The sequence below is a fragment of the Saccharomonospora marina XMU15 genome (genome assembly GCF_000244955.1).
GTDB classification, from domain to species: domain Bacteria; phylum Actinomycetota; class Actinomycetes; order Mycobacteriales; family Pseudonocardiaceae; genus Saccharomonospora_A; species Saccharomonospora_A marina.
The window spans coordinates 1,433,834-1,458,955 of record NZ_CM001439.1; the positions used below are offsets into that span (position 1 = coordinate 1,433,834).

The 25,122-nt window shown below is 69.3% G+C and carries 26 protein-coding genes; 19 read left to right on the plus strand and 7 right to left on the minus strand.

Annotated elements, in window-relative coordinates; translation table 11 throughout:
• Together frr and SACMADRAFT_RS06760 are read left to right on the plus strand one after the other, a co-directional pair.
• Positions 1–558, plus strand: coding sequence for a ribosome recycling factor (frr, locus tag SACMADRAFT_RS06755; protein ID WP_009153044.1), 558 nt, complete (start codon positions 1–3; stop codon positions 556–558).
• The gene (locus SACMADRAFT_RS06760; protein ID WP_009153045.1) at positions 558–1,475 is read left to right on the plus strand and encodes a phosphatidate cytidylyltransferase; all 918 of its coding nucleotides are present in this window, start codon (positions 558–560) and stop codon (positions 1,473–1,475) included. The genes frr and SACMADRAFT_RS06760 overlap by 1 nt, the downstream gene beginning before the upstream one ends.
• A gap of 27 nt (positions 1,476–1,502) precedes the next feature.
• On the opposite strand, the gene SACMADRAFT_RS06765 is transcribed toward SACMADRAFT_RS06760, so the two are convergent.
• Complete coding sequence (locus SACMADRAFT_RS06765) at positions 1,503–2,345, minus strand: VOC family protein (RefSeq protein WP_009153046.1); 843 nt, start codon at positions 2,343–2,345, stop codon at positions 1,503–1,505.
• A gap of 98 nt (positions 2,346–2,443) precedes the next feature.
• Here SACMADRAFT_RS06765 and SACMADRAFT_RS06770 point away from each other — a divergent pair, with 98 nt between their 5' ends.
• Both SACMADRAFT_RS06770 and rlmN read left to right on the plus strand, forming a co-directional pair.
• A complete protein-coding gene (locus SACMADRAFT_RS06770) occupies positions 2,444–3,253 on the plus strand; it encodes a class I SAM-dependent methyltransferase (protein WP_408640344.1) in 810 nt (269 codons plus the stop codon).
• Between the two features lie 85 nt (positions 3,254–3,338).
• A complete protein-coding gene (gene rlmN, locus SACMADRAFT_RS06775) occupies positions 3,339–4,472 on the plus strand; it encodes a 23S rRNA (adenine(2503)-C(2))-methyltransferase RlmN (protein ID WP_009153048.1) in 1,134 nt (377 codons plus the stop codon).
• Positions 4,473–4,494: 22 nt separating this feature from the next.
• Here the strand turns inward: rlmN and SACMADRAFT_RS06780 are convergent, their stop codons facing one another.
• Complete coding sequence (locus SACMADRAFT_RS06780; RefSeq protein ID WP_009153049.1) at positions 4,495–4,755, minus strand: DUF2631 domain-containing protein; 261 nt, start codon at positions 4,753–4,755, stop codon at positions 4,495–4,497.
• 151 nt (positions 4,756–4,906) lie between these two features.
• On the opposite strand from SACMADRAFT_RS06780, the gene dxr reads away from it, so the two are divergent.
• The 11 genes from dxr to map all read left to right on the plus strand — a co-directional run bounded on the left by dxr (position 4,907) and on the right by map (position 15,234).
• Positions 4,907–6,115, plus strand: coding sequence for a 1-deoxy-D-xylulose-5-phosphate reductoisomerase (dxr, locus tag SACMADRAFT_RS06785; RefSeq protein WP_009153050.1), 1,209 nt, complete (start codon positions 4,907–4,909; stop codon positions 6,113–6,115).
• Positions 6,116–6,118: 3 nt separating this feature from the next.
• On the plus strand, positions 6,119–7,327 hold the full coding sequence (locus SACMADRAFT_RS06790; protein ID WP_009153051.1) for a M50 family metallopeptidase: 1,209 nt from the start codon (positions 6,119–6,121) through the stop codon (positions 7,325–7,327).
• Positions 7,328–7,401: 74 nt separating this feature from the next.
• Positions 7,402–8,544, plus strand: coding sequence for a flavodoxin-dependent (E)-4-hydroxy-3-methylbut-2-enyl-diphosphate synthase (gene ispG / locus SACMADRAFT_RS06795; RefSeq protein WP_009153052.1), 1,143 nt, complete (start codon positions 7,402–7,404; stop codon positions 8,542–8,544).
• Entirely contained in the window at positions 8,545–9,603 is a 1,059-nt protein-coding gene (locus SACMADRAFT_RS06800) for an LLM class flavin-dependent oxidoreductase (RefSeq protein ID WP_009153053.1), read from the plus strand.
• Positions 9,600–10,436: a helix-turn-helix domain-containing protein gene (locus tag SACMADRAFT_RS06805; protein ID WP_009153054.1), complete on the plus strand. Its 837-nt coding sequence runs from the start codon at positions 9,600–9,602 to the stop codon at positions 10,434–10,436. The genes SACMADRAFT_RS06800 and SACMADRAFT_RS06805 overlap by 4 nt, the downstream gene beginning before the upstream one ends.
• A gap of 2 nt (positions 10,437–10,438) precedes the next feature.
• Complete coding sequence (locus SACMADRAFT_RS06810; protein WP_009153055.1) at positions 10,439–10,840, plus strand: VOC family protein; 402 nt, start codon at positions 10,439–10,441, stop codon at positions 10,838–10,840.
• A 36-nt stretch (positions 10,841–10,876) separates the two neighbouring features.
• The gene (locus tag SACMADRAFT_RS30775; protein WP_232285553.1) at positions 10,877–11,023 is read left to right on the plus strand and encodes a hypothetical protein; all 147 of its coding nucleotides are present in this window, start codon (positions 10,877–10,879) and stop codon (positions 11,021–11,023) included.
• Between the two features lie 11 nt (positions 11,024–11,034).
• Positions 11,035–11,448 carry a Uma2 family endonuclease gene (locus SACMADRAFT_RS06815; protein WP_232285554.1) on the plus strand — a complete coding sequence of 138 codons (414 nt, stop codon included), beginning with the start codon at positions 11,035–11,037 and terminating at the stop codon, positions 11,446–11,448.
• Between the two features lie 59 nt (positions 11,449–11,507).
• Positions 11,508–12,359 (plus strand): GNAT family N-acetyltransferase, encoded by an 852-nt coding sequence (locus SACMADRAFT_RS06820; RefSeq protein WP_009153056.1) that lies wholly within the window; start codon positions 11,508–11,510, stop codon positions 12,357–12,359.
• Positions 12,360–12,515: 156 nt separating this feature from the next.
• Positions 12,516–14,318 carry a penicillin-binding transpeptidase domain-containing protein gene (locus SACMADRAFT_RS06825; protein WP_050998070.1) on the plus strand — a complete coding sequence of 601 codons (1,803 nt, stop codon included), beginning with the start codon at positions 12,516–12,518 and terminating at the stop codon, positions 14,316–14,318.
• 58 nt (positions 14,319–14,376) lie between these two features.
• Entirely contained in the window at positions 14,377–15,234 is an 858-nt protein-coding gene (gene map / locus SACMADRAFT_RS06830; protein ID WP_009153058.1) for a type I methionyl aminopeptidase, read from the plus strand.
• A 14-nt stretch (positions 15,235–15,248) separates the two neighbouring features.
• Here map and SACMADRAFT_RS06835 read toward each other — a convergent pair whose 3' ends face one another.
• Complete coding sequence (locus SACMADRAFT_RS06835; protein ID WP_009153059.1) at positions 15,249–15,932, minus strand: FadR/GntR family transcriptional regulator; 684 nt, start codon at positions 15,930–15,932, stop codon at positions 15,249–15,251.
• 91 nt (positions 15,933–16,023) lie between these two features.
• Between SACMADRAFT_RS06835 and SACMADRAFT_RS06840 the strand changes: the two genes are divergently transcribed.
• Entirely contained in the window at positions 16,024–17,256 is a 1,233-nt protein-coding gene (locus SACMADRAFT_RS06840) for a CynX/NimT family MFS transporter (RefSeq protein WP_009153060.1), read from the plus strand.
• A 3-nt stretch (positions 17,257–17,259) separates the two neighbouring features.
• On the opposite strand, the gene SACMADRAFT_RS06845 is transcribed toward SACMADRAFT_RS06840, so the two are convergent.
• Positions 17,260–18,648 carry a mycothione reductase gene (locus SACMADRAFT_RS06845; RefSeq protein WP_009153061.1) on the minus strand — a complete coding sequence of 463 codons (1,389 nt, stop codon included), beginning with the start codon at positions 18,646–18,648 and terminating at the stop codon, positions 17,260–17,262.
• Positions 18,649–18,802: 154 nt separating this feature from the next.
• A complete protein-coding gene (locus tag SACMADRAFT_RS06850; protein ID WP_009153062.1) occupies positions 18,803–20,311 on the minus strand; it encodes a cobyric acid synthase in 1,509 nt (502 codons plus the stop codon).
• An 81-nt stretch (positions 20,312–20,392) separates the two neighbouring features.
• Here SACMADRAFT_RS06850 and SACMADRAFT_RS06855 point away from each other — a divergent pair, with 81 nt between their 5' ends.
• Both SACMADRAFT_RS06855 and SACMADRAFT_RS06860 read left to right on the plus strand, forming a co-directional pair.
• Positions 20,393–21,187, plus strand: a complete 795-nt coding sequence (locus SACMADRAFT_RS06855) for a S1 family peptidase (protein WP_009153063.1) — start codon at positions 20,393–20,395, stop codon at positions 21,185–21,187.
• Positions 21,184–21,624 carry a GNAT family N-acetyltransferase gene (locus SACMADRAFT_RS06860; RefSeq protein WP_009153064.1) on the plus strand — a complete coding sequence of 147 codons (441 nt, stop codon included), beginning with the start codon at positions 21,184–21,186 and terminating at the stop codon, positions 21,622–21,624. Before SACMADRAFT_RS06855 ends, SACMADRAFT_RS06860 begins: the two co-directional genes overlap by 4 nt.
• A 35-nt stretch (positions 21,625–21,659) precedes the next feature.
• Here SACMADRAFT_RS06860 and SACMADRAFT_RS06865 read toward each other — a convergent pair whose 3' ends face one another.
• Positions 21,660–22,847: an 8-amino-7-oxononanoate synthase gene (locus SACMADRAFT_RS06865; protein WP_009153065.1), complete on the minus strand. Its 1,188-nt coding sequence runs from the start codon at positions 22,845–22,847 to the stop codon at positions 21,660–21,662.
• 71 nt (positions 22,848–22,918) lie between these two features.
• Here SACMADRAFT_RS06865 and SACMADRAFT_RS06870 point away from each other — a divergent pair, with 71 nt between their 5' ends.
• Positions 22,919–23,623 (plus strand): PIG-L deacetylase family protein, encoded by a 705-nt coding sequence (locus SACMADRAFT_RS06870; protein ID WP_198285995.1) that lies wholly within the window; start codon positions 22,919–22,921, stop codon positions 23,621–23,623.
• A 28-nt stretch (positions 23,624–23,651) separates the two neighbouring features.
• Here SACMADRAFT_RS06870 and SACMADRAFT_RS06875 read toward each other — a convergent pair whose 3' ends face one another.
• Entirely contained in the window at positions 23,652–25,028 is a 1,377-nt protein-coding gene (locus SACMADRAFT_RS06875; protein ID WP_009153067.1) for a DEAD/DEAH box helicase, read from the minus strand.
• Positions 25,029–25,122: the final 94 nt, after the last annotated feature.

The window sequence follows — 25,122 nt, forward strand, 5'->3', positions numbered from 1 at the left end:
GTGATCGACGAGACCCTCTTCGATGCCGAAGAGAAGATGGAGAAGGCGGTTTCCGTCGCGAAGGACGATCTGTCGTCGGTGCGCACCGGGAGAGCTACGCCTGCGATGTTCTCCCGCATCGTCGTCGAGTACTACGGTGCGCCGACGCCACTGAACCAGCTCGCCAGCATCAACATCCCTGAGGCCCGGATGGCGGTGGTCAAGCCGTACGACGCCTCGCAGCTCAACGCGATCGAGAAGGCGATCCGGGACTCGGACCTGGGGGTGAATCCGACCAACGACGGAACCATCATCCGCGTCGTGATCCCGCAGCTGACCGAGGAGCGGCGCAGGGAGATGGTGAAGGTCGCCAAGAGCAAGGGAGAGGACGCGCGGATCTCCATCCGCAGCGTGCGCCGCAAGGCCAAGGAAGAACTCGACCGCATCGGCAAGGACGGCGAGGCAGGCGAGGACGACGTCGCCCGCGCCGAGAAGGAACTGCAAAACCTCACCGACAAGTACGTGCATCAGGTCGACGAGCTGGTCAAACACAAGGAAACCGAGCTGCTCGAGGTCTGATGACTAAGGTGAGCGACGACCAGCAGAAGCGCGAAGGCGGCGAGGAGGGCCAACGCGCCGAGCCGGACGGTTCGTCGGAGCCGGCGAGGCCGTCGGGGAGTAAGCCTTCGCGAGCGGGGCGAGATCTTCCCGCGGCGATCGCCGTCGGCGTGGCACTGGGGGCGGCGATCCTGGTTTCGCTGTTCACCGTGCGGTACGTGTTCATCGCGATCGTCGCCGCCGCGATCGCCGTCGGCACGTTCGAACTGGCCAACGCCTTCCGTAAGGCGGCGGGAATTCGAATCGCGCTGGTGCCGGTGCTCGTGGGTGGTCAGGCGATGATCTGGCTCGCGTGGCCCTTCGGCCGTGAGGGCGCCGTCACGGCATTCGTGCTCACCGTGCTGGTGTGCCTGCTGTGGCGGCTACGCGCGGGCGCGAAGGGCTACGTGCGTGACGTCGGCGCTTCGGTGTTCGCCGCCGCTTACCTACCGCTGTTCGCCTCGTTCGCCGCGATGTTGGTGCCGCCCGACGACGGCGTGGGCAGGGTGCTGTCCTTCATGATCGTGGTCGTTGCCTCGGACACCGGTGGCTACGCGGCGGGCGTGCTCAGGGGCAGGCACCCGATGGCGCCCTCGATCAGTCCGAAGAAGACCTGGGAGGGTTTCGGGGGTTCGCTGACCACCGGTGTCCTCGCGGGCGCTTTGTCGCTGGCGCTGTTGCTGGACGGGCAGGCGTGGCAGGGAGTGCTGTTCGGGGCCGCGATCGTGCTCACCGCGACACTCGGCGACTTGATGGAGTCGCTGATCAAACGTGATCTCGGCATCAAGGACATGGGCACCCTCTTGCCGGGTCACGGCGGGCTGATGGATCGGCTCGACTCGCTGCTGCCCTCCGCCGTGGTGTCCTGGTTGCTGCTGAGCGCGTTCATCCCTGGCTGAGTCGCGTCCGCCCGGCGGCTTTCGTCTTCAGTCGTCGTAGGGGTCGTCGACCTCTGCCCTGCCCACCCCGGTGTCGACCGGACGCGAGTGATCGATGATCGAGAACACCGAACCGCCCGGGTCGGCGAGTACGGCTGTGCGCCCGTAGGGGGTGTCGAACGGCTCGGTCACCACACTTCCGCCCAGCATCAGCGCGTGCCCGGCGAGGGCATCGGCGCCGCGCGCCGGGTCGGCGTGGAAGTAGATCATCCAGTGTGGTGGGACGGTGCCCTGCGATCGCGGGTCCATGACGTAGCGGTAGATCACCGGGTCGCGGCCGAGCCGCCATTCCGCGTAGTCGATGTCGTCCCTGCCGATCTGCCTGCTGCTGAACCCGAACAGCCTGCAGTAGAAGTTGTCCGCGCCGGCACCGTCGTGGGTGTTGAGGTCGGTGCCGCTGAACGTGCCTGGCCTGCCCTCGGGGAAGTACCAGTCCTGTGGCGGCTGCCAGAACACCACCGGCGCACCGCTGGGGTCCACCGCGTGCAGGATGCTGCCCCGGCCGGGGATCTCGACGGGTCCCAGCGTCAACGCCCCGCCGAGATGCTCCACCCACTCGGCCGTGGTGGCGGTGCTGTTCACCGCCAAGTGCACGCTCCAACCCGTCGGCTGGTCGCGGGCGGCCTGGTACAGACCCGCGACCTGCAGGTCATCGTGCAGGGCGATCGCGTAGCGGCGATTGGCGGTGGCGGGGTCACGCTTGACGTGGAAGTCCCAGCCGAACAGTTCGCGGTAGAACTGACGCGCCGAAGTCTCGTCCGCTGTGGCCAGCTCCACCCAGCACGGTGTTCCCGCTGGGATTCTCCACAGGGCCGGGGCACCGACGGACATGGCACAACTCCTTGGCTACGCGGCATGCCCGGCTGCTCGCGCGAGTCGCGGCAATGGGTTGGCTCGCCGAGCTGCCTCGCGCGGATGATCTTACGCCAATGGCGTGGCTCTGTACGCTGGTTCGGGTGAAACGGCTTCTGCGCAGGGCGGACGTCGTGCCCAGCCCCAACATCTGGTACTTCACCGACACCTACGAGGTCGAAAACCGCGCGCAGGATGCCGACGACGTCATCTGGGCACGCCTGTCCGAACAGGTGTGCTGGAGCGGAGCCGATGTCGTCGACGTCGGTTGCGGCGACGGGTTCCACCTGCCTCGGTTCGCGGCCACGGCGCGCTCGGTGGTCGGAGTCGAACCGCACGAGCCGTTGGTGCGCAGAGCCCAGCGCAGGCTGGCACGGTATCCGACGGTCACGGTGCGCGGCGGCACGGCACAGCGGCTGCCGCTGGCCGACGCCAGTGCTGACCTGGTCCATGCCCGGACCGCCTACTTCTTCGGACCGGGGTGCGACCCGGGGCTGCGAGAGGCCGATCGCGTGCTGCGGCCCGGCGGCGCGCTCGCGATCGTCGACCTCGACACCAGACACCGGCCGTACGGCGACTGGATGCTGGCTGACCTTCCGCACTACGACCCGGACGTGGTCGACGCTTTCTTCGCCCGGCAGGACTTCACCTGCCTGCGCGTGGAGACACGGTGGCGGTTTCCCGATCGCGAGGCCATGGCGGCGGTGTTGCGGATCGAGTTCAGCGCCAGGGTCGCCGAACGCGCCGTCGCCGAGACACTGAAGTTGAACGCGGGAGCTGAGGGTGACGAGCTGATCCTGCCCGTGGGCTACCGCATTCTGGTTCGGCGCAAGCCCGGCGGGCTGGTTCGGTCGGTCTCGCCGCAGGGCCGACCGAGCACACCGTAACTCTCACGTCGGGAACCGTCAGGGCAAGGGCTTTCACCCGCTGCGTGCCTGCCGCTGACTGCACCGTGGGACAATCGCCAGCGTTATGACTGGCTCCACCGCCCTTCCCCTGGTCTTCGACGCGCCGCGCCGAGGCATGCCACCCCGACACCTCGCCGACCTGAGCGTCGCCGAGCGTGCCGACGCCGTCGCCGCGCTCGGCGAACGGCCGTTTCGCGCGAAGCAACTCTCCAACCACTACTTCTCCCGGCTCACCACCGACCCGCACGCGATGACCGACATCCCCGCCACGGCGCGAGAGCGACTGGTGGGCGCACTGCTGCCGCCGCTGCTCACCGAGGTCCGCGCCGTCTCCTGCGACGGCGGCAGCACACGCAAGACCCTGTGGCGCGCGCACGACGGCACGCTGCTGGAGAGCGTGCTGATGCGCTACCCCGACCGCGCGACGCTGTGCATCTCCAGCCAGGCCGGTTGTGGCATGGCGTGCCCGTTCTGCGCCACAGGGCAGGGCGGGCTGGAAAGGAACCTGTCCACCGCCGAGATCGTCGACCAGGTACGTGCGGCCGCCGCCGTGCTGCGAGACGGACTCATGCCCGACTCCGACGGAACCCCGACCCCGGGCAGGTTGTCCAACATCGTGTTCATGGGCATGGGTGAGCCGCTGGCCAACTACAACCGCGTGCTCGCCGCCGTGCGCCGCATCACCGACCCCGCGCCCGCCGGTCTCGGCATTTCGCAGCGTTCGGTCACCGTGTCAACGGTGGGGCTCGCACCCGCGATCAGGAAGCTGGCCGATGAGCGGATGCAGGTCCGGCTCGCGGTGTCGTTGCACACACCCGACGACGAACTGCGCGACGAGCTGGTACCGGTCAACAACCGGTGGCCGGTGGCCGAGGTGCTACGCGCGGCCAGGTACTACGCCGACACGACCGGCCGCCGGGTTTCCATCGAGTACGCCCTCATCAGGGATGTCAACGATCAGCCGTGGCGGGCCGACCTGCTGGCGGAGTTGTTGCGCGAACACCTGGGCAGGCTGGCGCACGTCAACGTGATCCCGCTCAACCCGACGCCGGGCAGCAAGTGGGATGCCAGCCCCAAACCGGTGGAGCGCGAGTTCGTGCGGCGCGTCAACGCGGGCGGCATCACCTGTACCGTCCGCGACACCCGGGGCCAGGAGATCGCCGCGGCCTGCGGACAGTTGGCCGCGGAGGGTTCGTGAGTGCGCGCCCGTTCGCGTCGGGTCAGCGCCGCCAGGCGGTGCGACGTCGCGCCATGTCGTACAGCAGGCCGAGCACGATGGCGGCGCCGAGTCCGACCAGCCAGATGTTCTCCGTCTGACCCTCGTGGTTGCCGATGAGCATCATGAACAGCACGAACGCGGTGAACCACCCCGCGGCCCTGCTCGCCTTCGGGAAGCTGCCGTGCCAGCCCCACTCGGCCGACGGCTCGTCGCGGGTGTCGACGTCGGTTCCCGTGCGCTTCTCGACGGTCTTTCCTGCCACGATGACTCCTCACGTGTCTCACCTGCGGCTCGATGATCCCATATGCCTGTTACGGGCCTCGGGGGCCGTCCGCGACAATGGTCGACAATGGTGACGATGACAGCTGCGCAGGTGCCGTTCCCCGGCGGCCAGGACATGGAAGAGTGAGCGCGTGAGCGGGCAACCACGAAGCGTTCTCATTCTCGGCTCCACCGGTTCCATCGGCACGCAGGCGCTCGACATCGTCGGCCGCAACCCCGGCCGCTTCCGCGTCGCGGGGATCGCCGCGGGCGGGACGGACCCGCAGGCGCTGGCCGCACAGGTCGTCGCGCACGGCGCGGCGGCGGTGGCCGTGACGAAGTCCACCTCGGTGGAGGACCTGCAGCTGGCGCTCTACACCGAGGCGCAGCGGCGGGGCTACGCCAGGGGCGAGTTCCGGCTACCACGGGTGTTCGCGGGGCCGGACGCGGTGGTGGAGTTGATCGACGCCGCGCGGGCCGACGTGGTGCTGAACGGCATGCCGGGATCGCAGGGGCTGGTCCCCACCCTGCGCGCGCTGGCCACCGGCGCGACGCTGGCGCTGGCGAACAAGGAGTCGCTGATCGCCGGTGGGCCGCTCGTGCTGGACGCGGCGGGGCCGGGGCAGCTGGTCCCGGTGGATTCCGAGCATTCCGCGCTCGCGCAGGCGTTACGAGCGGGCTCGGCGGCCGAGGTCGACCGGTTGGTGCTCACCGCCTCGGGCGGGCCCTTCCGTGGCCGCACGCGTGAGCAGATGGCGGGTGTCACGGTCGACGACGCCCTCGCGCACCCCACCTGGGCGATGGGCCCGTTGGTCACGATCAACTCCGCCACGATGGTGAACAAGGGACTCGAACTCATCGAGGCGCACCTGCTGTTCGACATCCCGTGCGAACGCATCGACGTCGTTGTGCACCCGCAGTCGATCGTGCATTCGATGGTGACCTTCGTCGACGGCTCGACGCTGGCGCAGGCCAGTCCGCCCGACATGCGGCTGCCCATCGCGCTGGCACTGCACTGGCCGCACCGCGTGCCGGGTGCGGCGAGACCGTGCCGGTGGGACGAGGCGGCGGCGTGGACGTTCGAGCCGCTGGACGCCGAGGCGTTCCCCGCCGTGGAGCTGGCCAGGCACGTCGGATCGGTGGGCGGCTGCCTCCCGGCCGTGTTCAATGCCGCCAACGAGCAACTCGTCGCGGCCTTCCTCGCGCAGAACACCGGTTTCACGTCCATCGTGGACACTGTGCAACAGGTGGTGGAGTCGGCCGACGAGTGGCGCGGGCAGCCTCGCGACGTCGAGGACGTCTTCGCAGCGGAACAGTGGGCGCGCGAGCGCGCCCTCGCGATAAGCACGGAAGGGAAGTAGCGCGTGCTCGTCTACATCCTGGGAGTCGCGCTCTTCGCGCTTGGCATCTGTGTGTCCGTCGCGCTGCACGAGGCGGGGCACATGGTGACGGCGAAGGCGTTCGGCATGAAGGTGCGCCGCTACTTCGTCGGTTTCGGCCCCACCGTCTTCTCCTTCCGCAAGGGGGAGACCGAGTACGGCCTCAAGTGGATTCCGCTCGGCGGGTTCTGCGACATCGCGGGTATGACCGCTCTGGACGAGGTCAAGCCCGACGAGGCCCCGAGGGCTATGTGGCGGTTCAAGACGTGGAAGCGCACCGTCGTGCTCGGTGCCGGGTCCGCCACCCATTTCGTACTCGGCTTCGTCGTGCTGTACCTGATGGCGGTCACGATGGGGTTGCCCAACCTGGAGAACCGGGCAGTTGTGTCGGAGGTGTCGTCCTGCGTGCGCGACGCCACCACGGTCGAACAGGTCAACGACCCCAACTGCCGCCCTGGCGACCCGGCACCCGCGCTGGCCGCCGGCGTCCAGCCCGGCGACGAACTCGTGGCCGTGGGCGGCAAGGAGATCTCCGGCTGGAGCGACGTGCTCACCGCCGTGCGGAACTCCTCGGGCCCCACCGAGGTGAAGGTGCTGCGCGACGGTGAGTTGAAGACGCTGACCGTGGACGTGCCCCAGCTGACCCGCCCCTCGCCCGAAGGAGGGACGGAGAAGGCCGGCGCGATCGGGGTCGCTCCGGCGAGTCTGCTGCCGTACGGCCCGGTCGAAGCGCTGGGCGGGTCGGCGCAGTTCACCGGCGAGATCCTCGTGCAGACCTGGCAGCGGCTGTTGGAGTTCCCCGAGCGCATTCCCGCTGTCGTGGAGGCCATCTTCGGAGGCGAGCGCGACCCGAACACACCCGTGAGCGTGGTGGGTGCCAGCCGTATCGGCGGCGAGGCCGTCGAGCAGGGCCTGTGGGAAGTCTTCCTGTTCCTGCTGGCGAGCCTGAACTTCTTCGTCGGGATCTTCAACCTGCTGCCGCTGCTGCCGCTCGACGGCGGCCACATCGCCGTCACCTGGTACGAGCGGGTACGCGACTGGTTGCGCAAGCTTCGCGGCAAGGCCGCGGGCGGGCCGGTGGACTACACGAAGCTCAATGCGGTGACGGCGGTCATCGTGGTCATCGGAGGTGCGGTGGTGTTGCTCACCGTCACGGCCGACATCGTGAACCCGATCCGGCTGTTTCCGCAGTAGTGGCGGGCCCGCGCCAGGTGGCGCTCACGTATCGTGGACTCGGCAAGGCAGTTGAGGAGATAGCAGAGGATTCGATGAACGTCGACCTGGGTTTGCCAGCCACGCCGCCCCCCGTGCTCTCCGAACGCCGCAAGACCCGTCAGTTGCAGGTCGGCCCGGTCGGTGTCGGCAGTGAGCACCCGATTTCCGTGCAGTCGATGACCACCACGGTCACCGCCGACGTCAACGCCACGCTGCAGCAGATCGCCGAGCTCACGGCCGCGGGCTGCGACATCGTGCGTGTCGCCTGCCCGAGCGCGGACGACGCGGAGGCGTTGCCCGCGATCGCGAAGAAGTCGCAGATCCCGGTGATCGCCGACATCCATTTCCAGCCGAAGTACGTGTTCGCCGCGATCGAGGCCGGTTGCGCGGCCGTCCGGGTGAACCCAGGCAACATCAAGAAGTTCGACGACAAGGTCGCCGAGATCGCCCGCGCCGCCTCCGACCACGGCACACCGATCCGCATCGGCGTGAACGCCGGGTCGCTGGACAAGCGACTGCTCGCGAAGTACGGCAAGGCCACGCCCGAGGCGCTCGCCGAGTCGGCGCTGTGGGAGGCGTCGCTGTTCGCCGAGCACGGCTTCCACGACCTGAAGATCTCGGTCAAGCACAACGACCCGGTCGTGATGATTCGTGCCTACGAACTCCTCGCAGAGCAGTGCGACTATCCGCTGCACCTGGGTGTCACGGAGGCGGGGCCCGCCTTCCAGGGCACCATCAAGTCGGCGGTGGCGTTCGGCGCACTGCTTCGGCAGGGCATCGGCGACACCATCCGCGTCTCGTTGTCCGCGCCTCCGGTCGAGGAGGTCAAGGTCGGCGCACAGATTCTGCAGTCGCTCAACCTGCGGCCACGCAAGTTGGAGATCGTTTCCTGCCCTTCGTGCGGTCGCGCGCAGGTGGATGTCTACAAGCTCGCCGACGAGGTGACCGCGGGATTGCAGGGCATGGAGGTGCCGCTGCGGGTCGCGGTGATGGGCTGCGTGGTGAACGGGCCGGGAGAGGCGAGGGAAGCCGATCTCGGTGTCGCCTCCGGCAACGGCAAGGGGCAGATCTTCGTCAAGGGCGAGGTGATCAAGACCGTGCCCGAGCACCAGATCGTCGAGACGCTGATCGAGGAGGCCATGCGGATCGCCGAGGAATCGGGCGAGAGTGGGGAACCGGTAGTCACGGTGAGCTGAGTGGCGTTCGAACTCGGGATCTACTCCTTCGGGGAGATCACCACCGACCCCGTCACCGGCAAGCTGCCCACGGCGCGGCAGCGCATCCGTGACTACATCGAGCAGGCGGAGGTCGCCGACCAGGTCGGGCTCGACGTCTTCGCCCTCGGTGAGCACCACCGCAGCGACTTCGCCGTCTCCGCCACCTCCGTCGTGCTGTCGGCCATCGCCGAACGTACCCGTGACATCCGGCTGTCCAGCGCGGTGACCGTGCTCAGCTCCGAGGACCCGGTGCGGGTGTTTCAGCAGTACGCGACCCTGGACCTGATCTCGGGAGGGCGAGCCGAGATCATCGCGGGCAGGGGGTCCTACCTGGAGTCCTTCCCGCTGTTCGGTTACGACCTCGCCGAGTACGATGCGCTGTTCGCCGAGAAGCTCGACCTGCTGCTCGCGATCCGGGAGCGCAACCCGATCACCTGGTCGGGCAGCTACCGCCCCGCGCTGCACGAAGCCGATATCGCGCCGAGGCCGCTGCAGCAGCGGCTGCCCGTGTGGCTGGCGGTTGGTGGGGCACCTGCCTCGGTGGCCAGGGCGGGCAGGCTGGAGCTGCCACTCGCACTGGCGATCATCGGGGGTGCGCTGCCACGTTTCGTGCCGCTTTCGCGGCTGTACCGGCAGGCCGCCCAAGAGGCCGGACACGACCCGGCCGGGCTACGGCTGAGTATCAACTCACCAGGGTTCGTGGCTTCGACCAGCCAGGCGGCGCGCGACCTGTCCTACCCCTACTTCGATCGCGGCATGCTGGAGAACTTCCACGAGCGCGGGCACGGCTTCCACACGCCGCGCCCGGCCTACGACCGGCAGTCCGCGCGCGAGGGGGCGCTCGTGGTCGGCAGCCCGCAGGAGATCATCGACAAGGTCATGTACCAGCACGAGCTCTTCGGGCACGGCAGGCTGCTCATCCAGCTGGGCTTCGGCGGGGTGCCGCAGCGGGAGACACTGCGCGCGATCGAACTGCTTGGCACCGAGGTGGCGCCGGTGGTTCGCAAGGAGCTTTCACCGCGGATTCCACCGCCATGAGTGGCGACGAGTGGGTCGTGGCAGCCCCGCACCCGGCGCTGCGGCCGATCGTCGTGCGCTATCTCGGCTATGCCCGGCACGAGGCCGCGCCCGCGCTGCACAGGGGGTTGCCGAGCAGGCACGTTACGCTGGCCATCAGTTTGGTCGACCCGATGCGGGTGGTCGGCGCGCCGGGCTCGGGTCGGCCGCCGACGCGACCGCAGGGCGTGCTCGGCGGTATGCACACCAGCCCCGCGCTGATCGCGCAGCAGGGCCACCTGTGCGGCGTCCACGTTGAGTTGCACCCGCTCGGGCTGCGGGCGCTGTTCGGCTGTTCCTCCGCCGAGCTGAGCGAGCAGGTGATCGATCTCGCCGACCTCGGTTCGCGATTCGCCGCGCTGCCGCCGCGGCTTGCCGCGACACCGGACTGGCGAGGCCGGTTCACAGTGCTCGACGAGGTGCTGCTCGAAAGGTTCACCGGCGCCACCGACCTCGCGCCCGAGCTGGCGTTCGCGTGGCGGCGGATGCTGGCCACCGGCGGCACGATCCGCGTGGCGCAGCTGGCAGGGGAGATCGGCTGGAGCCGAAGGCACCTGGGCGAGGTGTTCCGGCGCGAGGTGGGCCTTTCCCCGAAGCAGGCGGCCAGGGTGCTGCGCTTCGAGCGTGCGGGCAACCTGCTGCGGCGCGGTACCCGGATGAACCTGGCGGACCTAGCGGCGGTATGCGGCTACAGCGATCAGTCGCACCTCACCAACGAGTGGCGGGCGCTGGCCGGGTGTTCTCCCGGCACCTGGATCGCCGAGGAGCTCCCATTCCTGCAATACGACACCGGCACGCCTGCAGCAGGCTCGTAAGTATGGACAACACGAGCAAGCCCGGAGTCTGGCCCGCCATCCTGTACACCGACACCGAGGCGGCGAGGCGCTTTCTGATCGAGGTCATCGGCTTCACCGAGAGCTTCACGGTGCGAGGGGAGGACGGCACCACCGTGCGGCACGGCGAGTTGATGTGGCCGGAGGGCGGCGGTGTGATGTACGGCTGCGCTGCCAACGGCCACACCGGGCAGTCCGAATCGGCGACGGGCAGCAGCCTGCTCTACGTCGCGACGCGAGATCCCGACCAGGTCTGTGAGCGAGCACGAGCGGCGGGGGCGAAGATCCTGGCCGAACCACATGACACCGACTACGGCTCCCGCAACGTCGCGATCGCCGACCCCGACGGCAATGTGTGGACGTTCGGCACCTACGGCGGGGCTTGATGCCTTCTCGGTAAGGCTGCGGACGGGAGGTTGCTCATGAGCGTCGCGTTCGCTGATTCCGCATTGAGCTGGGACGACCTGCTGCGTCTCTGGCGCGAGCTGGAGGTGCCCGAGGGGTGGCGGCCGGAGGTTGCGCTCGAGGGGATCCACATCACGCCGCCACCTGGGGAACGCACAATCTGATCGCGGGACGGGTGCATCGGGCGCTTCTGCCTGCGCTGCCGCAGGACTGCGAAGTCTTCCAGACCCTCGGTGTCGGAATCAGCGGTATCGGCGCGATCTACGTTCCCGACCTGTGCGTGGTGCCCCGAAGCGCCGTGCCGAGGACGTCCGATCCTGCGGCGGCCGAGGATGTGCTGCTCGCCGTCGAAATCACCTCCCGATGCAATGTCGAGCACGACCGTAAGCGCAAGAAGTGGGCGTACGCGCACGGCGGCATTCCGCAGTACCTGCTCATCGACGCCTCCGACGAGGAAGGTGCCGCCGTGTCGCTGTTCAGCGAGCAGGCAGGCGGCTCCTACCGCAGGGCTTGCAGGATGGCATTCGGCGAACGGATCAAGCTCGGCGAGCCGTTCGACATCGAACTGGACACCGACCGGTTCGAGTGAATCCCGGGGTTCGGGGACGGGCTTTTCCTACTCGGCCGTTCATCTGGCAATCTTGACGTGTGTTGCGGCTTGCCGGTGCGAGGCTGCTCGAGGACAGGGACTACCCGGCCGTTCGCGCGGTGCTCGCGGCGGACCCGGTGGGCAGCTGCATGGTTTCCGCCCGCGTCGAGTTGGCGGGGCTGGACCCATGGCGGCTCGGCGGGGAACTGTGGGGCGCCGAAGGCCGCTACGGCAGGAACGGACTGCAGGGGCTGTGCTTCGCGGGTCCCAACCTGATCCCGTTGCGGGGCAGCGCGGCTGTGTTGCGTTCCTTCGCCGACCGTGCGCTGCGCAGGCCAAGGACATGCTCGTCGCTGGTCGGGCCCGCCGAGCAGGTGCTGGGCCTGTGGTCGGAGTTGGTGGCCGAATGGGGACCTGCCAGGGAGGTGCGGCCCGATCAGCCGCTGATGGCCATCGACCGGCTGCCCGACGTCGCCGTTGACCCGTTCGTCCGACCTGTGCGGCCCGACGAGTTGGAGCGGTACCTGCCCGCGGCGGTCGCCATGTTCACCGAGGAAGTGGGCATTGATCCGAGGATCGGCGACGGGGGAGCGAGCTACCGGGCACGGGTGTCCGAACTGATCGCGTCGGGTCGGGCGTTCGCCAGGTTCGAACACGGTGAAGTGGTGTTCAAGGCCGAGATCGGGGCGCTTTCCGAAAGCGTGGGCCAGATCCAGGGGGTGTGGGTACATCCCGATCGCCGCGGCGGCGGCCTCGGCACGGCGGGAACGGCCGCCGTCGCCGCCAGGCTGGTGCAGGGGATGGGCCGCGTCGCCAGTCTGTACGTCAACTCCTTCAACGTGCCCGCGCTCGCCGCCTACCGCAAGATCGGCTTCCGGCAGGTCGGCCGCTACGCGACGGTGCTCTTCTGAGCGTGCTCAACGGCCGACGGCGGCGTCGACCGCTCCCGCTGCGTACCGTCGCGTCGAACTCGGGCACCCGGAAGCCGGGTTCGGTGCCGGTGCTCTACCACGACCAGTGCCGTTAATGAGCCGCGTAACCGGCGGGCGATCGCATATTGTCAGCCTGTGCGAACCAAGCCTCACCCGATCGTGTCATTACTGCTCAGCGCAGCCCTCGTGCTCAGTGGGTGCGGGGTCCTCGGCGGCAGCGACGCCGAGGACGTCACCACAGAATTCCTCACCGCACTTGCCGGGGGCGACACCGAACGGGCCGCCGCGCTGACCGACTCCCCGGGAGCCGCGAAGAGCACGCTCGACCAGGTGAGGTCCGCACTGCAACCCGAGGCCGTCGAAACGCGGGTGAACCGGGTCGACGAGTGGGATGGTCGGGAGGCCGGAGCCGACTACCGGATCGGGTGGCGGCTCGGCGACGGCCGTCGCTGGGACTACGACTCTCGCGCCCGCCTGTACCAGATCGAGGGCGAGTGGAAGGTGCGCTGGCAACCGGCTGTCGTGCATCCCAAGCTCGGGGCGAACCAGTCGCTGGCCCTGCGAACCGAACTGCCGCCGCCCGCACCCGTCCTCGACCGCGACGGCGCGCCGCTGCTCACTGCCGACACGGTCGTGAGCGTGCTGGTGGATCGTCGCGAGGCGGGTGAGCAACTGGACCGGGTGGTCGGCACACTCGCAGACAAGCTCGGCCCGCTGGACGCGAGCATCACCCGACGCTCCATCGGCGAGGGCGTGCGACGCACCGAAGCAGGCAAGCCCTACGTCGCGGCAGTGCTTCGCTCGAACGACTACTACGCGATCAAACCCGCCATCTACGACCTTCCGGGCGTGCGGTTCACCAGCCAGCAACGGTTGCTCACGGTCGAGAAGGACCTCGGCAGCCAGGTCCTTCCCGCCATCCGCACCGCCATGGCGGACCGACTCGGCGGCAAGCCCGGCTGGCGGATCGTCGTCGTGGACGCATCCGGCGCCGAACTCGACCGGCTGCACAGTGTGCGACCGCAGGAGGCCGAGGCGCTGAACAGCACGCTGAGCCTGCCGACCCAGCAGGCTGCCGAGCGGGCGCTGGACGAGGTCGATGTGCCAGGGGCCATCGTGGCGTTGCGGCCGTCGACCGGTGAACTGCTGGCGGTGGCGCAGAACGAACCTGCCGACGCCGAGGGCGCCATCGCGCTCACCGGCCGTTACCCGCCCGGCTCCACTTTCAAGATCGCTACGGCGGCCGCCGTGCTCGGCCAGGGCCGCGTGCGTGCCGACACGCCGGTGGAATGCCCACCGACGACCGTGATCGCGGACAGGTTGGTGCCCAACGACGAGCGGTTCGGCCTCGGCAGGGTCCCGTTGCACACCGCGTTCGCGCACTCGTGCAACACCACGTTCGCGCGGCTCTCGGCGGACCTGCCGCCCTCGGCCCTCACCGAGGCGGCCCGCAGTCTCGGCATCGGTGCGGATTTCGTGGTGCCGGGCATCACGACGGTCACCGGGTCTGCCCCGCCGGGGGACACGCGAGTGCTGCGCGCCGAGAACGGCTTCGGGCAGGGCCGCATGCTCGCGAGCCCGTTCGGGATGGCGCTGATGGCAGGCACGGTCGCCTCGGGCGAGACCCCTGTGCCGAGCCTGGTGAGCGGGCAGCGCACCGAGGCGACCAAACTCGGAGAGCCGTTGCAGCCCGAGGTGCTGAAGGCGCTGCGCGGGATGATGCGCGAGGTGGTGACCGACGGCACCGCGCAGCGGCTGCGTGACCTGCCCGGTGTGCACGGCAAGACGGGAACAGCGCAGTTCGGCGACGGAAGCAACGCCCACGGGTGGTTCGCCGGGTACTCCGGTGACGTCGCCTTCTCGGTGCTGCTGGTGGGTGCGGGGTCGTCCAAGCCCGCCGTCGAGGTCAGCGAGCGCTTTCTCGAACAGCTGTCCTGACTCGCGGCAGGGTCCCGCTCGGCGGTCCGCCGATCGGGCAGCGTCGTAGGCTGGGGGCATGCCCGATCGCGCTCCGCTCAAGCCCGGCGTCCAGTCCCCACGCCGCCCAGTCCCGTCCTCCATCGAACGTCCCGAGTATGTCGGCAGGCCCGCACCCAAACGGGACAGCGGCAACGGCGTGCGCAGCCCGGAGGTCATCGAGGCGATGCGCGTGGCGAGCCGGATCGCGGCTCAGGCGCTCGAGGAAGGCGGCAAGGCCGTCAAACCCGGCAACACCACCGACGACATCGACCGGGTGGTGCACGAGTTCCTGCTCGACCACGGGGCTTACCCGTCCACGCTCGGTTACCGCGACTTCCCCAAGTCCTGCTGCACTTCGCTGAACGAGGTCATCTGCCACGGCATCCCCGACTCGACCGTCATCGAGGACGGTGACATCTGCAACATCGACGTCACGGCCTACATCGGCGGGGTGCACGGCGACACCAACGCCACGTTCCTCGCCGGTGACGTGTCCGAAGAGGTCCGGCTGCTCGTCGAACGCACCCGTGAGGCGACGATGCGTGCCATCAAGGCCGTGCGGCCAGGCCGCCAGCTGAACGTGATCGGCAGGGTCATCGAGTCCTACGCCAAGCGGTTCGGCTACGGCGTCGTTCGCGACTTCACCGGCCACGGTGTCGGACCCGCCTTCCACACGGCACCGACCGTGTTGCACTACGAGGAACCGTCGGTGACCACGGTGATCGAGCAGAACATGACGTTCACGATCGAGCCCATGATCACGCTGGGCACGATCGACTACGACGTCTGGCCCGACGACTGGACGGTGACCACGAAGGACAAGAAGTGGACCGCCCAGTTCGAGCACACGATCCTGGTGACCGAGACCGGAGCGGAGATTCTCACGCTGCCGTGAGGTGGCCGTCGACGCTAGCCGGTCGGGTCGGTCTGCCTCGCGATCAGCTCGTCGAGGAAGCCCCGTGCCTGCTCGCTCGCTCGCCGCGGGTCCTTGTCGGCGATGGCGTCGAGGATGCCGCGGTGGTCGATCGCCTCGGCCTTCGAGAGGTCGGCCTGCGAGGTGGTGGCCACGCTGGCCGTGACCACCTCGGTCAGTCCCCGGTACAGCTCGGTGAGCAGGGTGTTGTGGCCTGCCTGAACCACGGCGAGGTGGAACTCGGCATCGGTGCGCACGAACGCGGTGAAGTCGCCGTCGGCCCAGGCCCGGTCTCGACGGTCGAGCAGTGTTGCGAGCAGTTCCAGGTCGGCTTCGGTGCGCTCGTGCGCGGCCAGTGCCGCGCCCTCCACCTCCAGCGTCCTGCGCACCTGCAGTACCTCACGCAACTGTGAGCCACAGAGCCTGCGAACGGCGCCGGAGACCTCGCTGGTGGCGCGCACGTAAGTGCCGTCGCCCTGCCGTACCTCGAGCAGCCCGCTGTGAGCGAGTGCGCGAACGGCCTCCCGGATGGTGTTGCGGCCGACCCCGAGAGTGGTAACCAGCTCCTGTTCGGTGGGAATGCGTTCGCCGACAGGCCACTCGCCATGGCGAATGGCCTGCCTGAGCTGGCCGATGACCTGATCGACCAGTCCGGAGCGTTGGGGCGCTGCCAGTGGCACCGCAGGGTCCTTTCCACGAGCCTTCGCTTGCGTCAGCAGTGCTGCGTCGTCCGTTCAACCGATCATCCTACGTATGGTTAGGATAGCGAACATGTCGGCCGATGGTGGGATGTCCGTGGACGCCGAGGTTCGTCGCGGCACGAACCACGGCCGCAGGCACTCGGCACTGCTGGGCGGCGGCCTGCTGCTGGCGGTCGCGGTGGTGCTCGCGGCACTCAACCTGCGGCCGTCCATCACCGCTGTCGCATCGGTACTCGACGAGATGCGCAACGATCTCGCAGCGTCGGGCGTCTGGGCCGGCGCGCTCACCACCGCCCCGGGACTGTGCTTCGCCATCGCGGGACTGGCCGCCCCGCTGCTGGCAAGGCGGGTCGGTGTCAACGCGGGCGTGGCCACCGCTCTCACCGTGCTCACGGCGGGGCTGCTGCTGCGGATCCTCGACGGGCCGCTCGTCGTGCTCGGAGGCACTCTCGTGGCGAGCGCGGGCATCGCCTTCGCCAACGTGCTGATTCCGGTGGTGGTCAAGGCTTCGTTCGCCACCAAGGTCGGCCTGATGACCGGGATCTACACGGCCGCGTTGCAGGCGGGCGGTGCGCTCGGCTCCTCGGTGACGCCCCCACTCGACGCGGCTTTGGGCGGCTGGCGCTCGGCCCTTGGCAGCTGGGCGATGCTGTCGGCGCTGGCACTGGTGTTGTGGCTGATCGCCATGCGTGGCGCGGCGAGCGTGACCAAGGCGCCGGGTGGAGTGAGCGGCGGGCGGTCGCTGCTGCGTAGCCCGCTCGCGTGGATCGTGACGATCTTCTTCGGGTCGCAGGCGAGCCTTGCCTACGTCGTCATGGGATGGCTACCGCAGGTGCTGATGGACGCGGGCGTCACTCGCACGACCGCGGGGCTGCTGCTGGGCCTGGTCTCCATTCTCGGGCTGCCGGTGAGCCTGGTCGTACCCGCGATGGCGGCGCGGCAGGGCAGTCAGAGCTGGTGGATCGTTGGGCTGGGGGTATTCGGGATCGCGGGGGTCACCGGGCTGATGATCGCCCCTTCGGCCTCACCGCTGCTGTGGTCGATTCTGGTGGGCATCGGTATGAGCGTGTTCTCGCTCGCGCTCACCACCATCGCGTTGCGTGCTCGCGACAGTGCCGACACCGCGAAGCTGTCGGGCATGGCACAGGGCTTCGGCTACCTGCTCGCCGCGCTGGGGCCGTTCCTGTTCGGGCTGCTGCACGACCTCACCGGCGGCTGGACGGTGTCGTTCGCGATGCTGCTGGCGATCGTGGCAGGCCAGATGGTGTTCGGCTTCCTGGCCGGTCGACCAAGGTACGTGTAGCGGCTACTCGCCGACCAGCTTCAGCAGGGCGTTCTCCACCAGTTCCGGCATCGCGGGATGGATCCAGTACTGCCCCTTCGCCATGGATCGCGCGTCGAGCCCGAAGCTCATCGCCTGGATCAGCGGCTGCAGCAGCGTGGGCGCCTGCGGTCCGATGATATGGGCGCCCAGTAGCTTCCCGGTGCCTTCCTCGGCGATCAACTTCGCGAAGCCGCTGGTGTCCTCCATCGCCCAGCCGTAGGCGATGTCGGCGTAGTCCTGGACCGCGCTCACATACCGGATTCCTCGCGCGGCGGCGTCTCGTTCGGTCAGGCCGACCGAGGCGATCTGCGGTGAGGTGAACACCGCGTGGGGCACGAACCGGTGGTCGGCGGCGATCGGATCTTCGGGGTGCAGCAGGTTGTGCTGCACGACGCGCGCCTCGTGGTTGGCAACGTGCTTGAGTTCGTACCACGAAGACAGGTCACCGAGCGCGTAGATGCCCTCCACGCTGGTGCGCTGGTACTCGTCCACCACGACGTGCCCGCTTGGCGAGGTGGCGACGCCGGTGGCCGCCACGTCGAGCAGGTCGGAGTTCGGGCGCCTGCCGGTGGCCACGAGCAGCAGCTCGGCTTCGACGGTCTCGTCGCCGCCGGGCCCACGCAGGTCGAGGGCCACTCCGGCGGAGGTGCGGCGGGCACGCACACTCGCGCGGTTGAGGCGCACGTCGAAACGTCGCGACGCCAGTTCGGTGAACCGCAGGCTGACGTCGTCGTCCTCGGTGCGAAGCAGCGCACCCGAACGGGCCACGATCGTCACGTCCACGCCGAAGGAACCGAGGACGTGGGCGAACTCGGCGCTGATGAACCCGCTGCCGAGAATGATCGCGCGCGGGGGCAACTCGTCGATGCGCATCACGGTGTCGGAGGTGTGGTAGCCGACCTCGGCCAGGCCCGGCACGTCCGGCACCGTCGCGCGGCCGCCTGCGGCCAGCACGAACTCATCCGCTGTCAGCGTCTCCTCGCCGTGGGGCAGGGTCACCGCCAGTTCCTTGTGCCCGGTGAACCGACCCTCGCCCTGATATACCGTGACGCCGTCGTTGTCGGGATGGTCGAGGCGGTACCGTAGCCCGCCGTCGGCGATCGGGTCGATCCGGCCGAAAACCCGGTCACGAATCTCTCGCCACCGCACCCCGCGCAGTTCCAGATCGGCGCCGAGCCGCTTCGCCTCCGCGGGTGCCGCCGCGAGGTCGGCCGGGTAGACGAACATCTTCGTGGGGATACAGCCCACGTTCAGGCACGTGCCGCCGAAGACGCCCTTCTCGACGATCGCGACCTTACGGTCGGCGAAGCGCTGGTCGAGGATCGAGTTGCCGGATCCGGTACCGACGATCACGAGGTCGTAGTGCGGCACGGCGTTGCCCTTCGGACGGCGACGGTTTGCGTGTAACCCAACCGGGTTCCCGGTCGAATTGTTCCGCACGACCGCAACGCCGGTACCACCACCGCTGATGTGGTCGAGGTCATAGCGAGTCGTGTCGTGTCCGGTTCGGAGTTTCGCGGTCTCCTCAGCCGGGTTCGCGGCCGAGCCGCACCCATGGCAACCCGGCGGGCGCGCCTTCGCGGATCAGCTTCAGCAGCGCGGAGGTGTCCACGTGCTCGGCGATCGCGTCGGCAAGGGTGTCGAGCATGGCTTCCCTGCGGGCCGCGAACCCGGGGGCGTTCTGCTGCGGCTGCCACGGCACCCCCGCCTGCGAGGCGACCTCTGCCAGCCACGCGCGGCGAAACCCGTCGCTTTCGAAGGCGCCGTGCCACATCGTGCCCCACAGCGCTGCGCGTCGCATGCCGCCCAGAAACGGTTCCCAGTCTCCGCCTTGCCTGGTGACGACACCGTGGTGGATCTCGTAGCCGGTGACCGGATGGCCTCGCCAGTGACCCGTCGGCCTCCGCAATGTCTTGTCCTTGCCGAAGCGCACCCGCAACGGCAACAGGTCGAGACCGGGCACCGTACCCACGCCCGACTCGACGCCGTCGTCGACGGTGCTCGCGAACATCTGAAAGCCGCCACAGATGCCGAGCACCGGGCGGCTCTGCCGCACTCGCGCGGCGAGGACGTCGGCAAGGCCACGCTCCCGCAGCCAGCCGAGGTCGTCCACAGTGGACCTGGTGCCTGGAAGCACGGCCAGGTCGGCTGCCGAGAGCACGTCGGGGTCCGCCGTGACCGTCACCTCGACGCCGGGCTCGGCCGCCAACGGGTCGACATCGGTGGCATTTGACACCCTCGGCAGCCGGACCACGGCCACGCGCAGAGTCGCCGCCTCACCACTTCGGTTGCGCGACCAGCCGGCGAGAGCGAGCGCGTCCTCGGAGTCCAGCCACACATCGGCAAGCCAGGGCAACACCCCGAGCACCGGCCTGCCGGTGATCTCGTGCAGCGTGCGCAGCCCCGGCTCGAGCAGTGCTCGATCACCCCGGAACTTGTTCACGACGAACGCGGCCAACCGCGCTTGGTCCTGCTTGTCGAGCAGCCCGACCGTTCCCGCCATGGCGGCGAGCACGCCACCCCTGTCGATGTCGCCGACGAGTACGACGGGGAGGTCCGCCGCCCTCGCGAGGCCCATGTTGACGTAGTCGCCCTCCCGCAGGTTCACCTCGGCAGGGCTGCCCGCGCCCTCGCAGACAACGACATCGAAGCGGGCTCGCAACTCGCAGAGCGCTTCGTGGGCCGAACGGGCGAGTGCCTCTCGGCCCGCCGACCAGTTTCCGGAACGGAGTTCGCCCCACGGCTTGCCGCGTAACACCACGTGGCTGCGCCGGTCACCGCCCGGTTTGAGCAGTACCGGGTTCATCGCCGATTCCGGCTCGACCCCGCATGCCCGTGCCTGCAACCACTGTGCCCTGCCGATCTCGGATCCGTCGGCGCACACCATGGAGTTGTTCGACATGTTCTGCGCCTTGAACGGGGCCACGCTCACGCCCTGGCGAGCGAGCCAGCGGCACAGTCCAGCCACGACAGTCGACTTCCCCGCGTCCGACGTCGTTCCCGCCACAAGCAGTCCGCCTCGGATTGCCGCCAAGCTATTCCACTCCTTCCGGGGACACCGTGGGCGCCCGGGTTCAATCTAGGGTTGACCTGGTATCGAGGGAGGGGAAATTTCGTGTCCACAAAGTTCCGACGCGCACTGATCGTGACCTTCGTGCTGTTGCTGGCCGCCGCCTTCGCGCCTGCCGCGCACGCGGACCAGACCAGTAAGGCACAGCCGTTCATCGTCGGCGGCCACGACGTCTCGATCGGCGACCACCCGTATGTCGTGTACCTGGTCGACGGGCGAGACCATCAGTTCTGCGGCGGCACGCTGGTCGAGCACGACACGGTGCTGACAGCGGCTCACTGCGCGGCGGCGGTGCGGCCCTACGAACTGGGGGTCGTGGCGGGCAGGCAGGACACGAGGATGGCCGACGGCATCGAGGCCGGGGTGCGCAGTGTGTGGCTCGCTCCCGGCTATCAGGATCCGACCGCGGGAAACGACATCGCGGTGCTCAAACTGGACCGTTCCGTGCCGTACCGGCCAGCGCGGTTGCCCTCCGGCGGGGACTCGGACCTGTATCGGCCGGGTACGGAGGCGATGGTGCTCGGCTGGGGCCGGCTGTGGGAAGGCGGAGACAAGGCAACCGAGTTGCAGGGTGCGACGGTGCCGGTGATGAGCGACAGCCAGTGCATCCAGGCGTACGGCTCCTACGAGCCGGACACGATGATGTGTGCGGGTTATCCGGAGGGCGGTGTTGACGCCTGCCACGGTGACTCCGGTGGCCCGCTGGTGGTGGGCGACATCCTGGTCGGCATCGTGTCGTGGGGTGACGGCTGCGCGAAGCCGGGCAAGCCCGGCGTCTACACCCGCGTAGCGACCTACTCCGACCACGTGGAGAGCCTTCTGGTACGCCTTCGAGGGTGACCGAAACCTTCTCGCGCGCGGGCACGGAGCTCACCGCCGCCCAGTTGCATGATCTGCTCAAACTGCGGGTCGATGTGTTCGTGGTCGAACAGAAGGCCGCCTATCCGGAGCTGGACGGCAAGGACCTGCTGCCCACCACCCGGCACTTCTGGGTTCCCGGCGAGCACGGTGCCGCCGCATGCCTTCGCGTGCTCACCGAACCCGGCGGTGTGCTGCGCATCGGCAGGGTGTGCACCGCCCGTGCGGTGCGGGGCAGCGGGCTGGGCGCGCTGCTGATGGAGACCGCGATGGCGTTCGCCGGCGAAGCGGAGTGCGTTCTCGACTCGCAGACCTACGCGCAGGGCTTCTACGCGCGGTACGGGTTCCGGCCGGAGGGCGAGGAGTTCGTCGACGACGACGGCATCCCGCACGTCCGCATGCGCAGGCCGAGGCGCTAACCCCGCGCCGTCACCCCGGCAAGGGCTGGTCGCGATCACGCCCTCGCACCCTCCGGCGCGGAATCGACGATCACGCGCACCGCTCGGTCCAGATCCGCCTCGGTGAGGTCGGCACGCGCGGTCAGGCGCAGCCTGGAAACCCCGTCCGGCACCGAAGGCGGGCGGAAGCAGCCGACCCGCACGCCGTGCTCGGCGCAGCGCGCCGCCCAGGTGACAGCCTCCTCGGGGCTGGGCGCGCGCACCGAAACCACGGCCGCCTCCGGAATGCTGGTGCTCAACCCGGCCGCCGCCAGCCGCGAGGACAACTCACTCGCCGCCGTCAGCACCCGGCCGGGCAGTTCCGGTTCGTCACGCAGCACCCCGAGCGCGGCGAGCGCGGCGGCGGCGCTGGAAGGAGCGAGCGCGGTGTCGAAGATGAAACTGCGCGCGGTGTCCACCAGGTGCCGGATGACCCTGCGTGGTCCAAGCACCGCGCCGCCCTGCGCACCCAGCGACTTCGACAGCGTCAACGTGGTCACCACGTCCGGCTCGCCCGCCAGCCCTGCCGCGGCCACCGCGCCCCTACCGCCGTCGCCGAGCACGCCGAACCCGTGAGCGTCGTCCACCAGCAGCGCGACACCGTGCTGCCTGCACACCCGCGACAGCTCACCGAGCGGCGCGAGGTCGCCGTCGACGGAGAACACCGAGTCGGTAACCACCAGCGCGCGCTGTTTGCGCCGGGTGGCCAGCGCGTGGGCCACGGCGTCAGGGTCGCTGTGGGCGACGGCGGCGACGTCGGCCCTCGACAGCCGGCAGCCCTCGATGAGTGAGGCGTGGATGTACTTGTCGGTCACGATCGCGGACTCGGCACCGGACAATGCGGTCACCGCGCCGAGGTTGGCCGTGAAGCCGGAGGAGAACACCAGCGCGGCAGGTGCCCCGCAGAACCGGGCCAGCTCGTGTTCCAGTTCCGCATGCAGTTCGGTGGAGCCGGTCACCAGCCGGGAGCCGGTCGACCCGGCACCCCAACGCAGCGCGGCGGCAGCGGCGGCGCCCGCCACGCGCTTGTCCCTGGCCAGACCCAGATAGTCGTTGCCTGCCAGATCGAGCTGCTCGGTCTCCGACCCTCGCGGACGCAGCCGCCGCACCAGCCCCGCTTCGGCGCGCTTCGCCGCTTCGGAGTCGAGCCAGTCGAAAACCTGCTCGGGTGCGGTGATCGTGGTTGCTGAGCCGGGTGAGTTCACGGCTGGCAGTCTCGCATCGCGGCCGGGCACGGTAGACAGGGAGGGTGACACACGACTCAACACTGCAAGCCATGCCGGGGGACTGGGAGCGGGCGCTGGCGATTGTCGCGCACCCCGACGACATGGAGTACGGCGCCTCGGGCGCGGTCGCGCACTGGACGTCGCAGGGCCGGTCGGTCGGCTATGTCCTCGCCAGCCGCGGCGAGGCGGGAATCGACGGAATGCCTCCCGAGGAGGCAGGCCCACTACGTGAGCGGGAGCAGGTCGCGAGTGCCGCCGCCGTCGGGGTGGACACCGTGGAGTTTCTCGACCACACCGACGGAGTGATCGAGTACGGGCTGCCGCTGCGCCGTGACCTCGCGGCGGCGATTCGCAGGCACCGGCCGGAACTGGTGGTGATGCTCAACCACAGGGAGAGCTTTCCGGGAGGCGGCCTCAACATGGCAGATCACCGCAATGTGGGGCTGGCCACCCTCGATGCGGTGCGGGACGCGGCCAACCGCTGGGTCTTTCGGGACCTGCTCGACCAGGGCCTGCAACCGTGGCAGGGCGTGCGCTGGGTGGCCGTGGCCGCCTCGCCGCTGGCGACGCATGCCGTGGAGATCTCGGCGACGATCGACAGGGCCGTGCGGTCGCTGCTGGAACACCGCGCCTACCTCGAGGGGCTGGGCGAGGCGGCGGGCGATCCCGACAGCTTCCTGCGTGAGGCCGCTGCCGAGACCGGTGCCCGCTTCGGCGGGGGACTGGCGTGCTCGTTCGAGCTGATCCCGATGTAGCCGCGCGTTGCCCGCCTGCCCGCCAGACTCAGGCGTTGGAGCGGTACGGGCGGCGGGACGGTCGCTGTGGCCGCCCGGCACCCGCGTGTTCGCGGCCCTTGCCGTGCTCGCGTCGCGCGCCGAACGAGGGCCTGCCCCGGTCGGAAGTGACCCTGCGATACGGCCTGGCCTGCTCCGTGGCCTGCCGGGGTCGACGGTGCTCGGCCACCGGCACGCCACTGGGCGTGCGTGAACCGGTGATCCGTGCCAGTTCGATGTCGCCAGGGCGCACGGCCGTGTACCGCGGCCGCACCCCTGCCTTCTCGGTCATGCGGCGGACGGTACGTCGCTGGTCGTGGGTCAGCAGCGTCACAACCGTGCCCGACGCGCCCGCGCGGGCGGTGCGGCCTGCCCGGTGCAGGTAGTCCTTGTGGTCGGCTGCCGGGTCCACGTGCAGTACCAGGCTCACGTCGTCGACGTGGATGCCGCGTGCCGCGACGTCGGTGGCCACCAACACGGGCGTCCTGCCGTCCTTGAAGTCGGCGAGCACCCGGTTGCGCTGTCCCTGGGTCTTACCGCCGTGCAACGCGCCCGCCCGTACACCGCTGGCGAGGAGGCGAGTGGTCAGCCGGTCGACGTGGTGCTTGGTGCGCACGAACATGATCGTGCGGCCGTCCCTGGCGCCGATCTCGGTCACCACCGGCAGCTTGTCCTCCTTGCTGACCTGCAACAGGTGGTGCTCCATGGTGGTGACGCTCGCGGTGACCGGTGCCACCGAATGCGTCACCGGGTCGGTGAGGTAGTCGGCCACGAGCCTGCCGACGGCGCCGTCGAGCGTCGCGGAGAACAGCAGTCGCTGACCACCACTGGGTGTGAGGTCGAGAATCTCCCTGACCTGCGGAAGGAAGCCCATGTCGGCCATCTGGTCGGCCTCGTCGATGGCGATGTGCTCGACGCCGTCGAGGGCGCACGTGCCCTGCCTGACATGGTCGGAAAGCCGGCCTGGCGTGGCGATCAGCAGATCAACGCCCCGCGCCAGCGCGTCGGCCTGCCGGGAGAACGACATCCCGCCGACGGCGGTGCGGCACCACAGGCCGAGCGACTTGGCCAGCGGGATGAGCGCGTCGGCCACCTGCATGGCCAGTTCCCTGGTGGGCACCAGGACGAGCGCCCTCGGGCGTCGCGGCTGGGCCTTGCCGCCGTCGAGCCTGGTCAGCAGGGCGAGACCGAACGCGAGCGTCTTGCCGGACCCGGTCTGCGCACGGCCGAGCACATCGCGACCGGCGAGCGCGTCGGGCAGCGTCGCGGCCTGGATCGGGAAGGCGGCGGTCATGCCCGACTGCTGCAGCGTGCGCTGCAGCGGCTTCGGCAGGTTCAGATCAGCGAACGTGACTGTCGCGGGTGCTTGTGGAGATGTGATTGTCACTCAATGCCTCTCGGACGTGGCACGTCACAGGGAGGCCCGGGTGCGCGTGCGCAGGATGCCGCGATGATGTGCGGTGGGCGTTCACAAGGACGAA

Bases quoted from the DNA above. Each gene is read 5' to 3' on its own strand.
- SACMADRAFT_RS06760 (WP_009153045.1), top strand. From the start codon at position 558: ATGACTAAGGTGAGCGACGACCAGCAGAAGCGCGAAGGCGGCGAGGAG.
- SACMADRAFT_RS06765 (WP_009153046.1), bottom strand. From the start codon at position 2,345: ATGTCCGTCGGTGCCCCGGCCCTGTGGAGAATCCCAGCGGGAACACCG.
- SACMADRAFT_RS06770 (WP_408640344.1), top strand. From the start codon at position 2,444: ATGGCGTGGCTCTGTACGCTGGTTCGGGTGAAACGGCTTCTGCGCAGG.
- rlmN (WP_009153048.1), top strand. From the start codon at position 3,339: ATGACTGGCTCCACCGCCCTTCCCCTGGTCTTCGACGCGCCGCGCCGA.
- ispG (WP_009153052.1), top strand. From the start codon at position 7,402: ATGAACGTCGACCTGGGTTTGCCAGCCACGCCGCCCCCCGTGCTCTCC.
- SACMADRAFT_RS06805 (WP_009153054.1), top strand. From the start codon at position 9,600: ATGAGTGGCGACGAGTGGGTCGTGGCAGCCCCGCACCCGGCGCTGCGG.
- SACMADRAFT_RS06810 (WP_009153055.1), top strand. From the start codon at position 10,439: ATGGACAACACGAGCAAGCCCGGAGTCTGGCCCGCCATCCTGTACACC.
- SACMADRAFT_RS30775 (WP_232285553.1), top strand. From the start codon at position 10,877: ATGAGCGTCGCGTTCGCTGATTCCGCATTGAGCTGGGACGACCTGCTG.
- map (WP_009153058.1), top strand. From the start codon at position 14,377: ATGCCCGATCGCGCTCCGCTCAAGCCCGGCGTCCAGTCCCCACGCCGC.
- SACMADRAFT_RS06840 (WP_009153060.1), top strand. From the start codon at position 16,024: ATGTCGGCCGATGGTGGGATGTCCGTGGACGCCGAGGTTCGTCGCGGC.
- SACMADRAFT_RS06870 (WP_198285995.1), top strand. From the start codon at position 22,919: ATGCCGGGGGACTGGGAGCGGGCGCTGGCGATTGTCGCGCACCCCGAC.